12 protein-coding genes and 2 pseudogenes are annotated in these 19,613 nt (G+C 47.2%); 10 read left to right on the forward strand and 4 right to left on the reverse strand.

Annotated elements, in window-relative coordinates; all coding sequences use genetic code 11:
* Window positions 1-87 precede the first annotated feature (87 nt).
* On the reverse strand, window positions 88-705 hold the full coding sequence (locus tag C4F51_RS13760) for a TetR/AcrR family transcriptional regulator (RefSeq protein ID WP_193910727.1): 618 nt from the start codon (window positions 703-705) through the stop codon (window positions 88-90).
* Window positions 706-793: 88 nt separating this feature from the next.
* Between C4F51_RS13760 and C4F51_RS13765 the strand changes: the two genes are divergently transcribed.
* Entirely contained in the window at window positions 794-2,245 is a 1,452-nt protein-coding gene (locus C4F51_RS13765; RefSeq protein WP_193910729.1) for an efflux transporter outer membrane subunit, read from the forward strand.
* A gap of 204 nt (window positions 2,246-2,449) precedes the next feature.
* On the opposite strand, the pseudogene C4F51_RS18360 reads toward C4F51_RS13765, so the two are convergent.
* Window positions 2,450-3,682, reverse strand: a pseudogene (locus tag C4F51_RS18360) (methyl-accepting chemotaxis protein); the annotation flags it as partial.
* A 471-nt stretch (window positions 3,683-4,153) separates the two neighbouring features.
* On the opposite strand from C4F51_RS18360, the gene C4F51_RS13775 reads away from it, so the two are divergent.
* The 3 genes and pseudogenes from C4F51_RS13775 (at window position 4,154) to C4F51_RS13785 (ending at window position 11,125) form a co-directional block, all read left to right on the forward strand.
* The gene (locus tag C4F51_RS13775) at window positions 4,154-6,304 is read left to right on the forward strand and encodes a methyl-accepting chemotaxis protein (protein WP_193910733.1); all 2,151 of its coding nucleotides are present in this window, start codon (window positions 4,154-4,156) and stop codon (window positions 6,302-6,304) included.
* Window positions 6,305-6,721: 417 nt separating this feature from the next.
* On the forward strand, window positions 6,722-9,526 hold the full coding sequence (locus tag C4F51_RS13780) for an SIR2 family protein (RefSeq protein ID WP_193910735.1): 2,805 nt from the start codon (window positions 6,722-6,724) through the stop codon (window positions 9,524-9,526).
* Between the two features lie 437 nt (window positions 9,527-9,963).
* Window positions 9,964-11,125: pseudogene (locus tag C4F51_RS13785) on the forward strand (IS3 family transposase).
* Between the two features lie 54 nt (window positions 11,126-11,179).
* Here C4F51_RS13785 and fabF read toward each other — a convergent pair.
* Window positions 11,180-12,451 (reverse strand): beta-ketoacyl-ACP synthase II, encoded by a 1,272-nt coding sequence (fabF, locus tag C4F51_RS13790; RefSeq protein WP_193910737.1) that lies wholly within the window; start codon window positions 12,449-12,451, stop codon window positions 11,180-11,182.
* A 106-nt stretch (window positions 12,452-12,557) separates the two neighbouring features.
* Between fabF and C4F51_RS13795 the strand changes: the two genes are divergently transcribed.
* The 5 genes from C4F51_RS13795 to C4F51_RS13815 all read left to right on the forward strand — a co-directional run bounded on the left by C4F51_RS13795 (window position 12,558) and on the right by C4F51_RS13815 (window position 16,536).
* Window positions 12,558-13,178 (forward strand): TetR/AcrR family transcriptional regulator, encoded by a 621-nt coding sequence (locus tag C4F51_RS13795; protein WP_193910739.1) that lies wholly within the window; start codon window positions 12,558-12,560, stop codon window positions 13,176-13,178.
* 261 nt (window positions 13,179-13,439) lie between these two features.
* Window positions 13,440-14,756 (forward strand): ATP-binding protein, encoded by a 1,317-nt coding sequence (locus C4F51_RS13800; protein WP_193910741.1) that lies wholly within the window; start codon window positions 13,440-13,442, stop codon window positions 14,754-14,756.
* 185 nt (window positions 14,757-14,941) lie between these two features.
* Window positions 14,942-15,463, forward strand: coding sequence for a DUF2569 domain-containing protein (locus C4F51_RS13805; protein WP_193910743.1), 522 nt, complete (start codon window positions 14,942-14,944; stop codon window positions 15,461-15,463).
* A gap of 153 nt (window positions 15,464-15,616) precedes the next feature.
* Complete coding sequence (locus C4F51_RS13810; RefSeq protein ID WP_193910745.1) at window positions 15,617-16,162, forward strand: ExbD/TolR family protein; 546 nt, start codon at window positions 15,617-15,619, stop codon at window positions 16,160-16,162.
* Between the two features lie 50 nt (window positions 16,163-16,212).
* Window positions 16,213-16,536, forward strand: coding sequence for a hypothetical protein (locus C4F51_RS13815; protein ID WP_193910747.1), 324 nt, complete (start codon window positions 16,213-16,215; stop codon window positions 16,534-16,536).
* Between the two features lie 13 nt (window positions 16,537-16,549).
* Here C4F51_RS13815 and C4F51_RS13820 read toward each other — a convergent pair whose 3' ends face one another.
* Window positions 16,550-16,795 (reverse strand): hypothetical protein, encoded by a 246-nt coding sequence (locus C4F51_RS13820; protein WP_193910749.1) that lies wholly within the window; start codon window positions 16,793-16,795, stop codon window positions 16,550-16,552.
* A gap of 277 nt (window positions 16,796-17,072) precedes the next feature.
* Here C4F51_RS13820 and C4F51_RS13825 point away from each other — a divergent pair, with 277 nt between their 5' ends.
* Window positions 17,073-19,577, forward strand: coding sequence for a serine hydrolase (locus C4F51_RS13825; protein WP_193910750.1), 2,505 nt, complete (start codon window positions 17,073-17,075; stop codon window positions 19,575-19,577).
* Window positions 19,578-19,613 lie beyond the last annotated feature (36 nt).

Genomic DNA, 19,613 nt, shown 5'->3' on the forward strand with positions numbered 1-19,613 from the left:
GAAACCTCTTGATAATATAACGAGGCTCTCATTCTTATTCTTGTGACCAATTTAGTCAATAGTCACAACCATGAAAATCCGCAGGTATCAGGGAGAAAGGCTGCGCAACACCAGGTTGGAAAGATGCGCCGGCGCTTCATCGGTGTGGTCAAAATTATGTTGCAGCAGTAATGGGTTGAGGTAAGGACGCAGAACCAGGTAAATGGCTGTCGCGGTTTCATCAAGAGGCGTTTTACGTTCAAAATCCCCCGACTGCCGCCCGGCCAGCAAAATATCCTGAAGCAACCCTTTGATGCGCACTTCATAATCCAGCGTCGCCTGCCATTTTTCGGTCGCGGCAGAGGCGGCAATTTCATACAACTTACGCTCGTCCGAAAACAGCCGAAGACTGGCCGTTACAGCGGTTTTAAACAGCCGGCGCAGCTTTTCCGGCGGCCCATCCGCGCTATCCACAGCAGCGCGAATTTCTGTTTCGATACCCCGCAAACAGTTGGTGCATATCATCTCGCCAATGGCTTGCTTGGACTCAAAGAATTTGTAGATGTAAGCCTTGGAAAAGCCAATGGCTTTGGCGAGATCCGATACCGTGGTCCTGGTATAGCCATAACGGCTGAAATGTTCGGTAGCCGCAACCACAATCTGATCACGGATATCATGCTCGGCCGGGCCGCGTGCGGGAGCTGGTGCATCATTTAATGTATTCATGCAGGCAGTTTACTCACAAGGGGAAATATTGACAATGAGTGACCAAAACGTATTATAGTCACAACAATTTCCCCATGACGGTAAAACCATGCAACCCACCCTTCTCGCCACCGCCCTTTTCGCTTGCAGCCTTGCTGGCTGTGCCGTCGGCCCCGACTATGTGCAGCCCGATGTGGCAACCCCCGAACACTTCCAGAGCCAGAGCGCGATGGAAAACCGTAAGGCGGCTGTCGATGCTGACATAGTGACATGGTGGGCAGGCTTTGCAGACCCGCAGCTCACCCGGTTTGTCACCCTCGCGCTGGAACAAAACCTGGATGTGGCACAAGCCTCGGCCCGTGTGCTTCAGGCAAGGGCCAGTGTTAGCGCCGCCACCGCAGCGCTGCTGCCAGCGGCGAGCGTCAGCGGCCAGGCGACCCGCGCTTTTCAATCCCTAGAAACGCCACAAGGGCAACTTCTCAATGCCACACCTGACTTTGATCGTTACGGCAACCTGTACGAGGCCAACCTTGCGGGCAGCTGGGAAGTGGATTTGTTTGGCAGTTTGCGCCGGGAACGCCGCGCCGCGCTGGCCGGTTACCAGGCCTCGGAAGCCGGTGCCATAGCAACCCGGTTAGCCGTAGCCGCACAAAGCGCCGATATCTATATCAGTATTCGCGGTTTGCAAACCCGCGTTGACGTGGCACGCGAGCAAGTGGAAAAGCAGCAAGAGCTGGTCAGGATGCTGAACTTGCTGCATGAGAAGGGGCTGGCTGCCAAACGCCAGGTTCAGCAGGCGGAAGGTACGCTCACGCAAGTTCAGGCGTCGATACCAGCGCTGGAAGCCGGCCTGCAAGTCGCCATGAACGCCATGGACATTATGCTGGGTGCGTTACCCGGCACGTATAAAGAAGAACTCTCAACCACCGGTATTATCCCCATAGCACCGGGGATCGCCAGCAACGCATCGCCAGCGGAGCTGTTAAGACGCAGACCCGATTTGATCATTGCCGAACGCCGCCTTGCGGCCGCCAACGAGCGTATTGGTGCCGCTATCGGCGAGTATTATCCCAAATTATCCTTGAGTGGCCTGGTGGGGAGCGCCACGTCGGTATCCGGCGATAATGTATTTTCCAACAACGCCAACCAGGCGGCCGGGGTGTTGGGGCTGCGCTGGAGGCTGTTCGACTTTGGCCGCATCAATGCGCAAATTAACGCCGCCAGGGCAGAGGAATCCGAACTGCTTTCCGCGTATCGCCTGGCGGTACTGAAAGCCACGGAAGATGTAGAAAATGCGTTTTCCACGCTGGTAAAAAGCGAGGAGCAAGTGGCATGGTTGGCACAAAGCGTGGACGCACTTCGCGCTGCACGGCAAGCCTCGTTTGCAGCCTATGAAGGCGGGATCGTCAGCGTTATAGAGGTATTGCACACCGACAGCGAACTGTTGCGCGCCGCAGACGCGCAAGCCATGGCACAAACCGCATCGGCACGCGCAGCAGTGAGTGCATTCAAAGCTTTGGGCGGCGGCTGGCAACCGACGGAGCAAGTAGCGCCACCTTAAAGTGACAACACGTTAAAAACCTGAAAGTCGGACACAAAAAAGCCGATGGTTTACATCGGCTCAGCTTATTGACAAAGTGCCTTATTTTTACGGGCTGCAGGCAAGTGCCATTCTGTCCGTTTTACGTCAATTTTATTTCACCAACGTAGAAACCGTTTGGGAAACATTCACGGCGCCTTCGTAAATTTCAGACATCACGCGGTCTACCTGGCTGATTTGCGACTTGCTCGCTTCAGCACTGTCTTTTACCGTTTTCATTTTTTCGGTAACCGACAAAGTCAGGGTTTTATTCTCGGCAACGACTTTTTCAATTTCCAATGTAGAAGCGCTGGTTCTGGCGGCGAGTTGTCTTACTTCATCGGCAACTACCGCAAACCCCCTGCCCTGATCGCCAGCTCTGGCAGCTTCAATCGCCGCATTAAGCGCCAGCAAATTGGTTTGCTCCGCAATGCTGCGAATGGTCGATACAATGGCGGCAATACTCGCGGCCTGTTCATTCAGGCGCAGCAAAATGGTGTTGGCATCGGTCACTTCGCTGCTGATATCGGTAGACATATTCACCGACACACGCAGCAAGTCAGCCCCCTGGCGGGCAATTTGCGCGGTTTCTTCGGCGGTTGAAAACGACAGCTGGGAAACCCGCGCCGTGGCCTGATGCCGCTCTACTTCGGCGGTGATATCAGAAGCGAACTTCACCACCTTGCGAATACTGCCGGTGGCCGAATCGTAAATGGGGTTGTAGGTTGCTTCTACCCACACCGTAGCGCCGGACGATGAAACCCGCTCAAACATCCCGGAGCGAAAAGTACCGCGGGATAGTTGCAGCCAGAAATCCGGATTTTCTTTATAGAACATTTCTGTACAAAAAAGGCGGTGGTGTTTGCCGCGAACCTGCGCCAGCGAATAGCCAAACAGTTTGAGAAAATTATCGTTGGCGGTTAACACGTTTCCTTCTGCATCAAATTCGATAACGGCGGTAGAACGGTGCAAAGCCACGTTCATCGCATCCAGATCATCCAGCTTCAGCTTTTGCGGGGTTACGTTAAAAGCCAGCTTGATAACAGAAACCACATTGCCGTCGACATCTTTAATCGGGATGTATTGAGCTTCAATCCACACATCACTACCGTCCGCTTTTTTACGCAAAAAGGTATCTTCTTGCGCAACGCCTCTGGCCAGATCCATCCAGAATTTTTTGTAATCCGGTGTTTTTACATAATCGGCAGAACAAAAAATACGGTGCGGTTTTCCTACCACGTCAGAAAGTCCATAACCCATCATGTCGAGAAAAATTTTATTGGCATGCCGAATTTCACCCTCGGTAGAAAATTCGATATAAGCAATATTGTTTTTCAAAGACCCCAGCTCGTTGGTTACATAATCCTTTTCACGGATTAAATGCTCCAACGCCTTTTTTCGCTGATTGAAGAGAAACATAAAGAACCTGTAGGGGAAAAACCGGCTTGCCAGAATGGCGATGCACTGCGGGGCGCACACTATATGTCACCTTAACCCGCATATCCAGTACATTTTTTCATCAATTCTGACGAATTTCGCGGCTTCAAGCCGGGTTTATTGGCAGCTCAATAAGGGGCAATTGATTCATAGATACTTGTATACATACCGCTGAACCGCAGCCATAGCGTCCATCCGCAACAGTTAGCGCTCACACACAGGCGTATTTTTCGTATTCGCTCCCCATCAAGAACGTTGATTTTGAGAAAACATGCGTGTACTGTCGAATCAGGCGACAGCTGCTTATTATGGAGCACCCTCTTTAAGTTAAGCGAGTCGCCTGCACCGTACAATTGATCGCTCCAGCCTGACAATACAATGACACACGGAAGTGAGCCAATGCCGGTAAATCTTATAAGGGCAACGACCGATTAACTGTAATGGAGAAATTGCATGGCATCCCTGCAAAGCCATCAAATGAACTTGTCTTCGGCCGAAAAACGCTGGCTACCCATTTTTGGTAGAAACGGCAAAATTCGCCTGGGCTGGTCCTGTTATCTGAACCGCACCATTTACCCCGTTATTGAGCAGATTTTTGAAAGTATCGCCACCACGCGGGTAAAAATTTTGCAGCAATGGGCGGTGAGCCATTGGGGTCATCTGGCCGATCTCGCCAGCCAATGCAGTACCAACCCGACCGAACAATGGTCGGAATTGTTGCAGCGCTGTGGCCGACAAGTGGCCGACTTTTCCGAGCTATTTATTGTGGATAGCCAGGGTCATATTCTGGCATCCACCCGCGCCGATCGCGCCGGTGCAAACCATAAAGGCGAGCAACTTGCACGCGCATTGCAAGAAGGTTTAAAAAAACCGTTTTTGCATGGTCCTTATAGTGACGCAGTAACGCTTGACCTCGGCCCGTCTACCTCCAGTTTTCACGATGCCGTTACGCTGATGTTTTATCAGCCGCTAATGGTCAATGGTAAAACCATCGGCTGCATTTGCGGGCGGGTCCCCAACGATGTGATCGGCGATTTGATCCAGCGCGAAGCCGGCCATGTTTACCCGGAGTCTGGCGATAACTATATTTTTATGGTCAAGCCAGGGTTCGACAACAATATCCAGCCCGGCACGGCGCTGTCGCGTTCGCGCTTTGAAGACAGCACCTTTTCTCACGGCGAAAACCTCAAGCAAGGTATTCACACCGCCTGGGGCGTGGTGCGGGTTAACCACCATACCGAACTGGAATTGCGCTTTACCGATCCGGCCACCGGGCAATTGCACCCGGGCGTGCGCGAAACCATGGCAAAGGGCAGCAACCTGTACATCACCTACCCCGGCTATTCCGACTACCGCCATATTCCGGTAATCGGCAAAGGCGTTACCTTTCAATTGCCAGGCTCGCCGGATCGCTGGGGCATGATGTGCGAAGGCGATCTCGAAGAAGTCTATCGTCGCCGCTCCATCAGCATCGGGTTGGTGAACAGCTATTTACTCACGGTCATCGCACTGCTCACCAGCACCACCTTGATTCAGCATTACGCCAATCCAGGCTTGTTACCGGCACTGGGAATTAATGCAGTACTACTGGGAATTTTTTCGCTGATATTCGCCAACACCGGCCCGAAACGGGTTGCCGAACGTTTGCGCAACACCACGCAAATCATCCGCACCATTGCCGAAGGTGAAGGCAATCTGAAACAACGCCTGAACACCGAACATTTAAAACCCGACGAAACCGGCAACATGGGGCGCTGGTTCAACAGCTTTCTAGATAGCCTCGACGGCATTGTTGGCCAGATTATTCGCAGTACCAACACCGTAAAAAATAATAACGACACCATGCTCACCCGCACCGGCGAAGCAGAACACACCAGCCGCGAAGTGAGTGATGTAATTGGCCGCATGCTAACGCTGGTGGAAGAACAGCTCACCGAAATCAATCAGGCATCCGACACCGCACACACCATGAAAGGTGCTATGGATGAAGTCGTCGCCAATGCGCGGGCACAATTTGAAACCGCACAAAAAGGCACGCTGACCATTCGCAAAGTGGTAGACACCACCGCGCAACGGGTGCAAAACCTCGACAGCCGCATGAAAGACATTGGCGATATCGTCTCCATGATTACCGCCATCACCAGCCAGACCAATTTGCTCGCGTTAAACGCCGCTATCGAAGCAGCGCGCGCCGGTGAAGCCGGCCGCGGTTTTGCCGTGGTGGCCGACGAAGTACGCTCCCTCGCCAACCGCACCGCCGACGCCGCATCGGACATTCAAAACACCGTAAGCAGCCTACAACAGGAAACCCGTGCCGCAGTAGACTTTATGGAAAGCGGTGTAAGAGAAGTAGACCAACGCCTGCGCGACGCCGAATCTGCCAACGCCGAAAACACCGAACTGCACCAGGCGGTAGAAAGCATGTTCAACATCATCACCCGCCTGAACGAACGCAGTCACATCTACAACACCTCCATCCGCCACGCAGAAAGTGCGTCGGGAGAATTAAACCTGGTCATGAACGAACTGCAAGACAGCGCCCGGCAGGTGAAGCACTCAACGCAAACGCTGGATCAACTGGTGGGGAAATTTACGGTGAGTTAGTGGTGTTATATGTGTAATATTTTTTATATGCTCAAGGATATGTGATGCATTGACAAAAAAAGATAATGAAGCGCTTGTTTATTTTGTACAGCTTTCATTATCTTTCTTGATTTTTTTAAAATCACTTTAAAGTCAGCCACTCATCCATGCGATTCAAAAAAATAGCAGACACGATCAATCGGGATAACGCGTACGCACGTTTTTTTCCTTGGCATCACAAGGAAGAACGGGATCAAAACCAAGTATCTCAGGCGGCTAAATTCAGTTTATTAAATATATTCAAGGATTGATGACGAGCATGCTCGTCATACAAATGCTATACGATACAGCACTGTACAAGAGACTATTTTCAAGTCAAAGTGAACATTAACGCTTTCTCGAGCTAAATCGATTGCCGAAAACCAAAGGGAATTTATAATGCACCTAAAAAATGTATATATTAAAAACATTAGGCAAGCCAATGAAGAAGACAGACTGGCTATATTTGTAGGTTCAGGCGTATCAAAAAGCTCTGACACTGATTACATAAGCCTACCTTCGTGGAATGATTTAATTGATGAACTTAAATCAGAATTAGCAATAACTGAAAACCTTGACTATTTAAAACTAGCTCAACTACATTATCTTGAATTTGGAGAGCAAAAATACAACAAAACATTGAAAAAATATTTTCCTGAAGACATCGCCCCATCGAGTTTACATCGCACAATTTTGAAGTTAAACCCACACGTAATAATCACCACAAACTGGGACTGCATTATCGAAAATGCAATTGAGCAAGAAGGCCACTTATATGACACAATCTGCACAGATAATGACTTGGTGAAATCAACAAGCCATAACAAGTTTATTAAAATCCATGGGGATTTCAAAAACCACAACATTGTCTTTAAAGAAGATGACTATATTAATTATTCAAGAAACTTCCCACTAATTGAAAATTACATTAAATCTATATTCTCGACACACACAGTTCTTTTCTTAGGATACTCCTATAACGACATAAACCTTAAACATATAACGAAATGGATACAAAGCCACTCCAAATCAGTCCCGCCTATGTATTTGGTAAGCTTCTTAACGGATAAATCTCAAGAAAGCTACTTAAGGAATCATGGAATTACCACATTAGTGGTAGACAGTGAAAATTATTCTATTAATGATATTAAAAGTTTAAAGGGAAGATCAGCACTAACCCAGTCATTTTTAACATCTATAATTAATGACGACAGCGCAGCATTCACGCATGATGACCAAGAAGTTATCAGTTTTTTTTATGACCGTCTAAAGCACCTAAAGCAGCAAAATTCGGTCAGCCACAATCAAATTAAAAGAGCAATAACAAACTGTGGCCTCCTTTACGACACTGATGGATTAGGTGTATTTGAGCTATTCAAATCTAATGGAACATTGACCACTGACTACAGTGAGACCATAAGAATTATTCATGAAAAATTCTTAAATATCCTTATCCCCCTAGAGCGTTCCAGCCCAGAAGAAAAGGAAGAATTTTATCGAAAGAACCCTAAGTTCAATGACATATTTTTTATATTATCTCTTGCCAATATCAAAGGCGTAGCTTTACCCGATGAGCATCATCTTGGAAAAACCAGGTACTTTGTAAATTATAAAATTGACTCATCTGAAAGCCTAGAATTGAAAGATAGAGAGCATATTTCTTTTTCAAAATGCGAATGCGAAAGCAACGATTTTGTAAAATTATTATCATCAGAATCGTATGAGAGCTATAGAGATGGAGAGTATGAATTAGCATTCAAAAAAAATTCAGAAATTATTCTGGCCTGCAAAAGGCATCGAATATACTCAGTGCTATTAATAGCACTGTTCAACAAAAACTCTATACTTTGGAAACTAAAGCACTCTCTTTTTTCAGATCAAGAAAGTAAATTTGAAAAAGAATTTGAAGTAGACCTTCAAGATGAGTTTTTTAAATTTCCAAGAGCAGAAATAAAAAAGAATCAAGTTTTATATGACTTTTTATCACTAAACTCCGTCCATCAGAAAGCTTACGAATGCTCAAAAAAAATACTTGAACTTACCAACACTGTTAAAATGATAAGGGCAGGAGGTGTGAGCTTTAATAACAATGCAGATGAACCAGCTTCTACACATACCAACCTGTTAATGTTTGCTTTGAAAAATCACATTATGATTGATCATTACGCACCTTACAATGCAGTAATGAGAGACTTTGTAAAAATTTCAATACTCCGTCAATCAGTTAAAAATATAGTAAAACTCAATCAATATGAAATTTACTCTGCCATTCAATTTTACTCTTCAAAAGAGCTTAAGTCAGAGCTTAGCACATTCTTTAAGAGAAAAGACTCCACCCAGCCTTACTTAGAGATCAGTGATGAACACACTCAATGGATTATTTCTACCATTTTGCCAAAATTTACCGACCTATTAATACAAGATAGAAGTCTGCGTAACAATTATGAAACCGGATTTGAGAACTGCGTGCGGATACTGGCATTAATTGATTTAAGTGAAACCATTATTTCGAAAGTTATAAGCGAGTTTTCCCGATTGATTTATAGCCCTTCAACAACCATCGGAATTTATGAGGCAATAAACGACTTTTTAGCTCATCAACATAGTTTATTTAATCGAGATATAGACACTGACATACTTATAGCAGTTTTAAACACCCTTATTGACAAAATTACTTTCAAAAAAGCCCATGCTTGGGATCATCACGCGATACTTCGCGGCTCTATAAGCAATTTATACGGTTACATCCAAGTAGCAAAAGGTAAATACACTGATGTGGAACGAATCCGCCGGCTCTTATCTGAGCTTAAAACATACCCACCAGAGGAGCAGCGTAATTTTTCTAGATCTCTGCTTTACAGCGTCTTTAATATTTCCAATTCTACCGTTAAAAATATGATTAAGAGATTCATTTTAAGAATCATTTCCAAACAAAATTCAAAAGAAATTAATAATTGGGAGTTTGAACTTTGGTCTATCGCAGCAGGGTTTAAAGATTTTAAATTGGACTCAATTATGAAATTTAATTCCTACCTGGAGGAATTTCGTGATGGGAGAATTTTTTCATCTCAACTATATACGCTTAAGGAACTAACTAAACATCTAATCGATAATAAAAAAATTAACGAGCTAGAAGATGTAGATAAAGAGTTGCAGCACCTAATAGATTGCTACGAACGTCGCCCAAACCGATCATTAATTTGATCCTTAATAGAAACTGCCAGAATGTGGAAGGAAAATTCACAACGCAACAAAACACTGTTGTCGAATAAATTTTCCGCCACATTCCAAATTTATAGCAGAGCGCGGCGTTAAAACTCCGAGTTAGAGCATAAAAATTGAAAGCAACCAATTTTAAATTGTCATCGAATTTAATAAGGTCAGAAATCCCAATAAGGTTTCCATTCCATGACTGACCTCACTAATATTTTCAATAGCTTGATACAACACTGTCAAAAGTAGTTGGAGTTAATGAGAAAACTCTAAAAGTAAAAAGACTGACCACCTAGGAACATCCAAATGGGTCTGATCTTTACCCGATAAAACGGACACCGAAGTCCATCCACCCTATCCAGAGTGGATAATCCCTGCCACCAAATGTGGACACCCCAAAAAGGTTAAAATAACCCCAGAGGTGACCTATGAGAAAGAAACCAACCACACAATCGAACAAGAAGCACTCATCCGAGTTCAAGGCAGAGGCGCTTAAACTGGCGGAGCGCGTTGGCGTAACGGCTGCTGCCGAACAGCTAGCCATTCACAGAAGCCAGCTCTACAGTTGGCGAACTGCTATCAATAGCAGCGAACATTAAGCGAGCGAGAGTCGCTGCTGACAACAGAAAATGTCCGCCTAAAACGCCAGTTGGCCGAGCAAGCGGAGGAGCTTGAAATTCTAAAAAAGGCGGCCATCTACTTCGCGAAGCATCAACGATAAAACGTTTTGAATTTATGCGTATGCACAGTGCTATTTTTTCAATAACACGCATGGCGCATGTTTTAAGCGTATCGCCAAGTGGGTATTACCAGTGGCTCAGCAATAGCGTTAGACCAGTAATGCGTGAACAGCAAAGAACGCGTATTGATTGCCTGGTTAAATCCGCTTTTGATGCCAGCAAAGCGCGTAGTGGAGCCAAGAGAATTGCAGTGGATTTGCAGGAGTCTTGAGAATCGCTAAATATCAAAACCATCCGAAAAAGCCTGAAAAGACAGAGTTTAGTGCCGAAGGCTGCACGGTTATTTAAAGTGACTACCGATAGCAATCACCCATATCCAGTTGCGCCCAATTTGCTTGAGCGAAACTTCAATGCCAGCAAGCCAAATGAGAAATGTTTAAGCTACATCACCTATATTCAAACCACGGAGGGCTGGTTATATTTGGCGATGATGATTGATTTATTTTCACGAAAAGTTATTGGTTGGTCGATGAGTGAGCGTATTGATGCTAATTTGGTTTGCAATGCTTTAACCATGGCGGCGCTATGGCGACGAAAGTTTCCTAAAGGCGTTATTGTTCATAGTGATCGTGGAAGCCAGTACGCATCCAATACATTCAGGAATAAAATTTCCGAACACGAACTAATTCAAAGCATGAGTCGCAAAGGTGATTGCTGGGATAATGCTTGTGCAGAAAGCTTTTTTCACTCATTGAAGGTGGAGTTATTAATCGGTGAGCCGCTCATGGATCGAGAAAAAACACGAGAAGATATTTTTGAATACATTGAAGTTGACTACAATCGAGTGCGCCGCCATAGTACCAATGGTTGTTTAAGCCCTGAAAAGTTTGAGGCACGTTTTAAAAGTTAATTGACTGTCCACTTTTGGTGGTAGGCATCACGAGCCCATCCAGCGTAAATGAAACTACTTCTCCCATTTACTCACCAACAACGCCGCATTTACCCCACCAAAACCAAAGCCGTTACACAGCGCATGTTGTATGTGCTGTTTTCTGCTTTTCAGCGATACCAAATCCAGATCCTCCAAACCTTCATCCGCTTGTTCCAGATTTAACGTGGCTGGCAGCTGATCATTAATGGTCGCCATGATGGTGAAAATACTTTCTACGCCGCCAGCTGCGCCGAGCAAATGGCCGGTGGCGGATTTGGTGGAAGAAACCGGCACTTGCGGTAGATGTTCGCCAAATACAGCGCGCAGGCTGGCGACTTCGGCGCGGTCGCCGACCGGTGTGGACGTTGCGTGGGCGTTTACGTAATGAATATCGGTGGGCTGCAAGTTTGCCATCGCCAGTGCGCGGCGTATGGCGGCTGCGGCACCGGCTCCGTCTTCGGGGCCGGAGGTAATATGGTGTGCATCGCTGCTGGTGCCGTAACCGCTTAATACTGCCAGGGGTGTAGCACCGCGCGCCAATGCGTGTTCCAGTGTTTCGATGACCAACAAACCGGCGCCCTCGCCCATCACAAAACCGTTGCGTTGCGCATCAAAGGGGCGCGAGGCAGTTTGCGGTGTGTTTGCTTCGGTCGATAGCGCTTTCAGCGCATGGAATCCGGCCAGCGAAAGCGGATCAACGCAAGCTTCTGTACCACCGACCAAAGCCACTTTGGCTTCGCCGCTGCGAATCAACCGCATGCCATCGCCAATCGCCTGGACCCCGGCAGCGCAGGCGGTAACAGGGGTGCCCAGCGGACCTTTGAATCCATAACGAATAGATACATTACCCGCCGCCAGGTTGGCGAGAAACGCGGGCACGGTAAACGGCGATAGCTTGCGATAGCCGCGCTCATCCAGCGTTTTTTGTGCGTGTGTAATAGTAGGAAAGCCGCCGATGCCGGTGCCAATAATGGTGGCAGTCGCCTCCTGGTCTTCCAGGCTTTGCGGCTGCCAACCGGCTTGCGCCAATGCCTCTTGCGCGGCGGCCAGCGCATAGAGCGAAAACAAGTCCATTTTCTTGCGCTCTTTGGGCTCGATTACCGCATCGGCATCGAACCCGGCTTCGGCATCTTTACTGATATCCGGCACCAGACCGGCAATGCGGATGGGGAATTCACTGGTGTCGAAACGGTCAATAAAACCGATACCCGACTGGCCGACAATCAGCCGCTGCCAGACCGGCTTGACACCACAACCGAGAGGGCTGACCATGCCCATACCAGTGACTACGATGGGTGAATTCATGAAATACCTCTTGTCTCGCTCAGTTGTTGGGTTGCTCTTAAATTAAAGAGTTAACTCTACTCCTCAACACCTTATGATCAAGATCATATTCAGGTACTGACACACCATGCCCTACCCCAAAGATCAAAAAATCAAAACCCGCGCCCGTATTCTCAAGTCGGCCACGGAGCTGTTTTTTCGCTACGGCTTTCAGAAGGTTTCCATCAGCCAGATCATGAAAGAAGCGCGCATGACCCATGGGGCATTTTACGCGCACTTTGAATCCAAGGAGGCGCTGTTTTCGGCTTCGTTTCTGGAAACGCTGAGAGATCGCGGCCGGGCGCGGTTGGTTAAAGCACCACTGTCGGTTAAAAAACTGATCGCTCTGGCAACCAGCTACCTCAACCTACGCCAGCAGGAGAACCTGGAACCGGCACCGGAAACCGTGCTGTTTAATGAAATTGGCCAACACGACGAACGTATCCGCCCGTTGTTACAAAACTCTTACGATCACCTGCGCAAACTGCTGGAAAACCGCATCACCGCCATCAGCCGCCTGCAAAAACTCGAACTCAACCCCGGCCTGATCAGCGACCGCGCCCGCGCCATCCTCGCCTCGCTGGTAGGCGCCATCACCCTCGCCCGCATGCTCCCCGACGAAACCGAACGCAGCGCCATTTTGAATGCTGCACAAATGCAGATTTTGGCGTTGATGGGTGTGCAGGCACTGCAACCGATAGAGGGTTAAGCGAAGCTGCTACCCCTCACGGGTAATAATGCCTTGGCGCCCTTGTGGCATCAGGTTTTTATACAGCCTATTCCCCAAGTTGGCTCATTTGCCCTCCATTTCGCTTAAAACCCCGCTTTACTCCTTCGAATCAGTGAATAAACACTTTAATGCGCATAATTAAGTTGAAAACCACATTTTTATGCGCATAATAATGCAAATATCCACATTTATATGCGCGTAATTTTGTATAAAGCCAGCGACAAGAGGACTTGATTACTCATGAAACGTTCATTGCTGGAGAAGCTGTTGGCATGGAAGTCACAGAAAACCCGTAAGCCATTGCTGATAGATGGCGCGCGACAAACAGGGAAAACCTACCTGTTGCAAGAATTATTGGGCAGGGAGTTCACCCGTGTGTTGCGTGTGGACTTTCTCGAAACCCCGCAACTGGCAGATGCCTTCGCAGGATCACTCACGCCGGAAGACATCATTTCCGGCATTGAGTTGATTACCGGTCAGGTTTTCTTCCCGGCATCGGATTTATTGATTCTCGATGAAATTGGCGAATGCCCAAGAGCAGTGACTGCACTTAAATATTTTGCCGAGAAAACACCGGACTGGTTTGTAGCCGCCAGCGGTTCAAATATCGGGCTGCTCAATAGTTTCCCGGTGGGAAAAGTTGAACAACACAACCTGCGCCCGCTCAGCTTTCGGGAATTTTTGTGGGCATCCAATGAGCCAGCACTAATCAAGGCTTACGAGTCACAAGCCAACTCCGCCGTAGCGCACAACAAACTGTTCGACAAATTAACCGATTATTACTTTACCGGTGGTATGCCTGAAGCGGTCGCGAGCTGGTTTGGCAATAATGAAAAAAGCATTGTTGAACGCATTAATGCTGTACAAAAAATCCATGCAGATCTGATTGCCGGTTATCAACGCGACTTTGGCAAGTACGCAGGAAAAGCCGATGCCCAACTCATAGAGGCAGTATTCAACAATATCCCCTCACAGCTTTCATCGGTCATGGATGAATCGGTTAAACGTTTCCGTTTTAAAGGCGTGGATGAAAGAAAATCGCGCTACGCCGATTTTGAAACGGCCATCAACTGGCTACACCGATGCCGATTGGCACTGAAAAATTACCCGGTTGAAGGAACACCCAAAGCGCCATTGGCGGCCTACCAAAAAGATAACCGGGTAAAATTGTTTTTATTCGATACCGGCTTGCTCAACCACATGCTGAACAGCGGCTACCGGGAGTTAAAGCAGCAAACTTACGAATATAAGGGATACATCGCGGAGAACTTTGTGCAGCAGGAGTTGGCCGCTTTAGGGATTGAGCCAAGCTATTCCTGGACGGACGCCCGTGCGGAAATTGAATTTATCATCGCTAACGAAACCGGCGACCTGGTACCGATTGAAGTCAAAAGCGGCAAGCGCACCCGTGCAAGATCCTTGCAGTCCTACATCACCAAATGCAACCCGCATAAAACTATCAAACTGACAGGAACCCAGGGATCAGGGCCGGAGGAAAAACAGCATATTGTGATGCCACTGTATTACGTGGAGTACATACAGGAAAGAGTGATTTGAAGGGGAATTGAGATCAATTAGTGCAGATAGGAGCTCAATATAGGCAAGTTCAATTAAATGCTTACAAGCATATTCTATGTCGAAATAGAATGGAAAAAACCTTGCAATAATGCGCGCCAAGACTATCATCCGTGACTGACGCCGAATCACAGAAACTCGACAGACTAAGCACAGGGAGATAACGAATGGAAAATAATAGAGAATTACAAGGGTTAGGCGGCTGGCTAATATTGGTTGGGATCGGGGTTGTAATGAGCCCTTTCAGATTGCTTGTTAACCTTGTGTCAACTTACAAGCCAGTATTTGAAAACGTAACCTGGGAAGACTTAACTACAGAGGGGGCTGAATTCTATGTCCCCTACCTCAGCTCTTTGTTAGTCGGCGAAATCACCTTTAACGTCATTATGTTTGTCGCCTCCATTATTTTGGTATATCTCTTCTTTTCCAAGCATTACTTATTCCCAAAATTGTACATAGGAACCCTAGTCGCATATTTGATATTTATTCCCCTGGATGCTTGGGTTGTTACAAAAACATTTCCAGATACGGAAATGTTTGACCCAGAAACAATAAAAAACTTTTCCCGAGCCATTGCCGTGGGCATTGTCTGGGTTCCTTACATGCTCCTTTCAAAAAGAGTGAAAGCGACATTTGTAGAAAACCTACCCCGGAAAGAAGCTCAGCCAACCACTGAGAGCATCGGCTAATTTTTTTCGGCAGAAGAACTGTGATACCAATAAAAATGAGTGCTTTTCAAAAAACCAGCCTATGCAATAGATTTGGCAATTGAGAGCATTCATTTTTTCATCTGGTGTACCAGTCATCTTTCACGAAAATCCAGTTGTACAAGGAGCAATACCATGCTGTTAAGGATACTTGCCAGTGTTTCTATTTTCTTGCTCGCCATGAGCTTTCTCTATTTTACTGCCCTCCTATTATTCGGTAGTTTCACCTTATACAGCACGGCAAGCGATGTTTGGGTTGACAACCTCAAATCAGTCGGCCTCATCGCGTTTACCATTCTCGCGGGCGGGTTAACTTCTGTAGGCTACTTTCGCAAATATTCTTTGATCAAACTCCCTTACCAACCTTATGCGAACCTGGCTGCGATTATTCTAACCGCAGCACTCACTCCTCAAATTGAATTCGGAGATGAGTCTACGTCTGCTGAATTAATTGAAATTACGGTATTGCCTGAGGAGTTCAGAATTGAGGGGCGTTCAGGGATTGATGTTATTGCTCTGCTGGCAGAAGTAGAACCCTCGGAGTCTAGCGATGGGAAGCAAGTCGTTTTATTTGCATCGGGCGAAGTACACTACGAACGAGTTCAGAACACATTACAACGCCTGCATGAAGCTGGCTATAGCAATGTCGGATTATTGAGTGATGCGCCCGAAACTAACTAACATAATGTCAATAGGCACTATGAGAGACGCTAAGTTACCGAGTATTCAAAATGAAATTTACAGAAAGCGGCATTCAAATACTTAAAAGATCCACACATACACTTTATACATTTTGTGTGCAGCATGAAATCGAAGAGACGCATGTCCACATGCTCACTATAAAGTGTTGTCTCAATCATTTGGAGGCTGGAAACGTAGAAAAATCCTATGCTGCATATAAAAAAGTGCCGATTGGCGGAATGGGATGCTTTAACGACAGGGATATTAAACCATTCTTTGCAAACGAAACCCCCGGGTATGTTAATGGGGTCTTTGAGGTTATTATCTTTTATTGGTGGCAGTGCATGGAGTCAGCAGTTTTAAAAAATAATTAACCATTCTTCATTTTTATAATTGCCGTTGGGGGGCAGTGTAGCGATGGCGGGCAATAACGTCTGACGTAATCAGCACCGGGCCGGATGGCAAAGTGTATTCCTGAATGAATCCCTCCATCAGACAGATTTGCTCGGGCGATAGTCGTTTATCGCAAGTGTCCGGCATGTCGTAGCGAAAACCGTAGCGCTCTCCCATGCGCCCAAAATCAGCCAGAGTAAAACGGATTCGCGCAGGCGAACGGGAAGTGGGTGTATTCATGGATGCGATGAGCCGGAGGGATTGACGGAAACCAATAAAACGAATAATTCTCATTATTATATTGAGTTTACTGGCGAAAGCGAAGACTTTCCTGCGAGGGTTCTGTCACAGCATGGTGAGATTACCGCCCCTCTGTAATGGCAAACGGCTGCATAAACAAATTATTTGTAAACCGCCTTACAAAGTTCATACAAAAACAGCGCAAGCTTCATACAGCTCTGGCGGCGGGTTACTTATAAAGTGACCCGCAGTTATTACCCCACCAGAGGAAACTGTTATGAAGACAGCAATGGGATTGGCAGTACTCGGCACCGCATTATTAATTACCGCCTGCGGCAGCGACGACAAGAAGCCGAAACACCATGAGAAGCCCGCAACGTTGGCGGGGACTTACGAGCAACCCGGTTATGGCAGCATTGTGGTGTTTACTGATACCACCTATAAAACTTACCACGCGCTGGATAAATTTTGCTGGCAAGGTGGAGAAGGCTCGCTGGCCGATTTGAATATTTCAGAGCAGCGCTTCACCGGGCAAGGCCGTCGCCTCAGCCTGGCTATGGCAGGCTCCGAGGCATTTCCGTTGCAATTGCATCGTATTAGCGGCTTACCGGAAAAATGTCGCAACCCTATTTCAGAGACGCAAGACCCCGTTCAAAACTTTGAATTGTTCTGGCACACCATTAACGATTTGTATGCGTTTTTCCCGGAGCGCCAAATCAATTGGCAGCAAGCTTATCAAGAGTATGCGCCGCAGGTTAATAGTCATTTAAGCGATGAAGCCTTGTTCAGCATTTTTTCGGAAATGCTTGCGGATTTTAATGATAGCCATACAACGCTGGAAGCAGAAATCCATGGTGAAGCGTTTGATTTCAGTGCAGCGCCTGCCAACGCTATTTCCGAGTACGCCGCCGAAACAGAAACTGCAAAGGAAGACGTCGTTTCAGAAATGCTGGAAAGCTCACTGGAATTAATGCAGTTGTATGCAGGAAAAGAATTAACACAAGCCGGGGAAGAACAGCCTTTGTGGTGGGCAAAAAGCGACGATAATGTCGGTTATATTATGCTAAGTGCCCTGGGTGGTTTTGGCGCAAATGAGGGTGATGTCGCCGACGACTTTGGCCAGGCAAAAGCAGCCTTTCAGGCGATGATGGCAGATCTTGCCGATACCGACGCTATTATTATCGACAACCGCTTTAACGGCGGTGGTTATGATGATATTAGCAGCGAATTGGTGCGCTACTTTTTAAGCAAACCACAAGCAGTATTGCAAAAACAGGCTAACAACCGTTTGGCGACCACCGATTTGATCAGCCTGAATCTTACTCCCGCCGCCACAACCTATAGCAAACCGGTGTTTTTGATTAACAGCAAACTGAGCGTTTCTGCCGCCGAAACTTTCAGCATTATGATGAAAAGTTTGCCGCAGGTAAGGCTTCTCGGTGAAGCCAGCAATGGTGCGCTGTCCGATATGTTGCCAGTCACTCTGCCCAACGGCTGGTTGTTAACCTTATCCAACGAACGTTATCTGGATATGCAAGGCAATAGTTACGAAGTGACTGGCGTACCGGTGGATATCGAAACGTCGGTTTTCTCCCGGCAAGATTTTGCGTTATCCCGCGTTCAGGCGTATGACAAGGCACTTTCGTTAGTCGGTAAGTCTTACGCGCTGCCGGTCAGTTTTGACGATGTGGAAGAACAGATAGAGAAGGCATTGCAACAAAAAATATTCCCCGGTATTGCGCTCGCCGCCCTGAAAAATGGCGAGCTGATTTATAGCCAAGGGTTTGGCAAGGCGTCGGAAAACCGGCCAGCTACCGCCGACACGCCGTTTTTTCTGGCATCGGTCAGCAAAGTATTTAATGGCACGCTTGCGGCGATAATGACAGCGGAAGGGGAAATCAGCCCGGAGTTGCCGGTGTCTGGCAATATCGGTTTCGAGCTGACACCACCGGCACATTTTTCCGAACCCATTTTGTTCAAACATTTGCTGTCGCATACCAGCGGCATTCTCGATAGCGAGTATTTTAATTGCGGCTATTACCTGAGTGCTGACGGTAGCAGCTTGTATAACGTGTTTTATGAAGATCTGGATTGCCCGGAGCCGGCTTACCAGGCGCTGAGCGAGTTTTTGCCGAATTACTTGCAGCAATCTGGCAACCGTTACACCGACGGTAATTACCAACAGGATGATAGCCTGCAACCGGGCGAACATTTCGAGTACTCGAATGTCGCCACCGCAGTGGCAACCCTGTTAATGTCAGAGGTAGCTGGCCAGTCTTATCCGACATTGTTTGAAGAAAAACTGACAATGCCGTTACAACTTTCTCACATCCGCTGGGACTTGACCGGCGACACCCTGCCCAATGTCGCAACCCGCTACGCAAAATCCGGAGATGAGTTTGTAGCCTACCCCGCTTACGGCACCAATAGCTGGCCGGATGGATTTTTAACCGCGTCAGCCAATGACATGGCGAAATTCGCCGAGGCGCTGCTGGCAAACAATCACCCGGTTATTACCGATGAAGTAAAAGCGTTGATGTTCAGCCCATTGCTGAAAGAACATCTGGGACAAGGTATTGGATATTTTTGGGGATTGGACAACAGCTACGCCTCTCATGAAGGCGCTGATCCGGGCGTGACCACTTTGTTGCTGCTGGACAGAGCGAGCCGTAATGCGCTGATCGTACTGATCAATGCAGACGATATCAACAATGAAGCAATCAATGATTTTGTCGAACAACTGCAATTAACCGCATGGCACGCCATTCAGGCGGCCAATTAAAAATGTCAGGCTCAGTCTCTGATGGGACTGAGCCTG

It is taken from the genome of Cellvibrio polysaccharolyticus (assembly GCF_015182315.1).
GTDB lineage: Bacteria > Pseudomonadota > Gammaproteobacteria > Pseudomonadales > Cellvibrionaceae > Cellvibrio > Cellvibrio polysaccharolyticus.

What these genes read in the sequence shown, in the direction of transcription:
- C4F51_RS13760 (WP_193910727.1), bottom strand. Translation starts at nt 705, where the DNA reads ATGAATACATTAAATGATGCACCAGCTCCCGCACGCGGCCCGGCCGAG.
- C4F51_RS13765 (WP_193910729.1), top strand. Translation starts at nt 794, where the DNA reads ATGCAACCCACCCTTCTCGCCACCGCCCTTTTCGCTTGCAGCCTTGCT.
- C4F51_RS13775 (WP_193910733.1), top strand. Translation starts at nt 4,154, where the DNA reads ATGGCATCCCTGCAAAGCCATCAAATGAACTTGTCTTCGGCCGAAAAA.
- C4F51_RS13780 (WP_193910735.1), top strand. Translation starts at nt 6,722, where the DNA reads ATGCACCTAAAAAATGTATATATTAAAAACATTAGGCAAGCCAATGAA.
- fabF (WP_193910737.1), bottom strand. Translation starts at nt 12,451, where the DNA reads ATGAATTCACCCATCGTAGTCACTGGTATGGGCATGGTCAGCCCTCTC.
- C4F51_RS13795 (WP_193910739.1), top strand. Translation starts at nt 12,558, where the DNA reads ATGCCCTACCCCAAAGATCAAAAAATCAAAACCCGCGCCCGTATTCTC.
- C4F51_RS13800 (WP_193910741.1), top strand. Translation starts at nt 13,440, where the DNA reads ATGAAACGTTCATTGCTGGAGAAGCTGTTGGCATGGAAGTCACAGAAA.
- C4F51_RS13805 (WP_193910743.1), top strand. Translation starts at nt 14,942, where the DNA reads ATGGAAAATAATAGAGAATTACAAGGGTTAGGCGGCTGGCTAATATTG.
- C4F51_RS13810 (WP_193910745.1), top strand. Translation starts at nt 15,617, where the DNA reads ATGCTGTTAAGGATACTTGCCAGTGTTTCTATTTTCTTGCTCGCCATG.
- C4F51_RS13815 (WP_193910747.1), top strand. Translation starts at nt 16,213, where the DNA reads ATGAAATTTACAGAAAGCGGCATTCAAATACTTAAAAGATCCACACAT.
- C4F51_RS13820 (WP_193910749.1), bottom strand. Translation starts at nt 16,795, where the DNA reads ATGAATACACCCACTTCCCGTTCGCCTGCGCGAATCCGTTTTACTCTG.
- C4F51_RS13825 (WP_193910750.1), top strand. Translation starts at nt 17,073, where the DNA reads ATGAAGACAGCAATGGGATTGGCAGTACTCGGCACCGCATTATTAATT.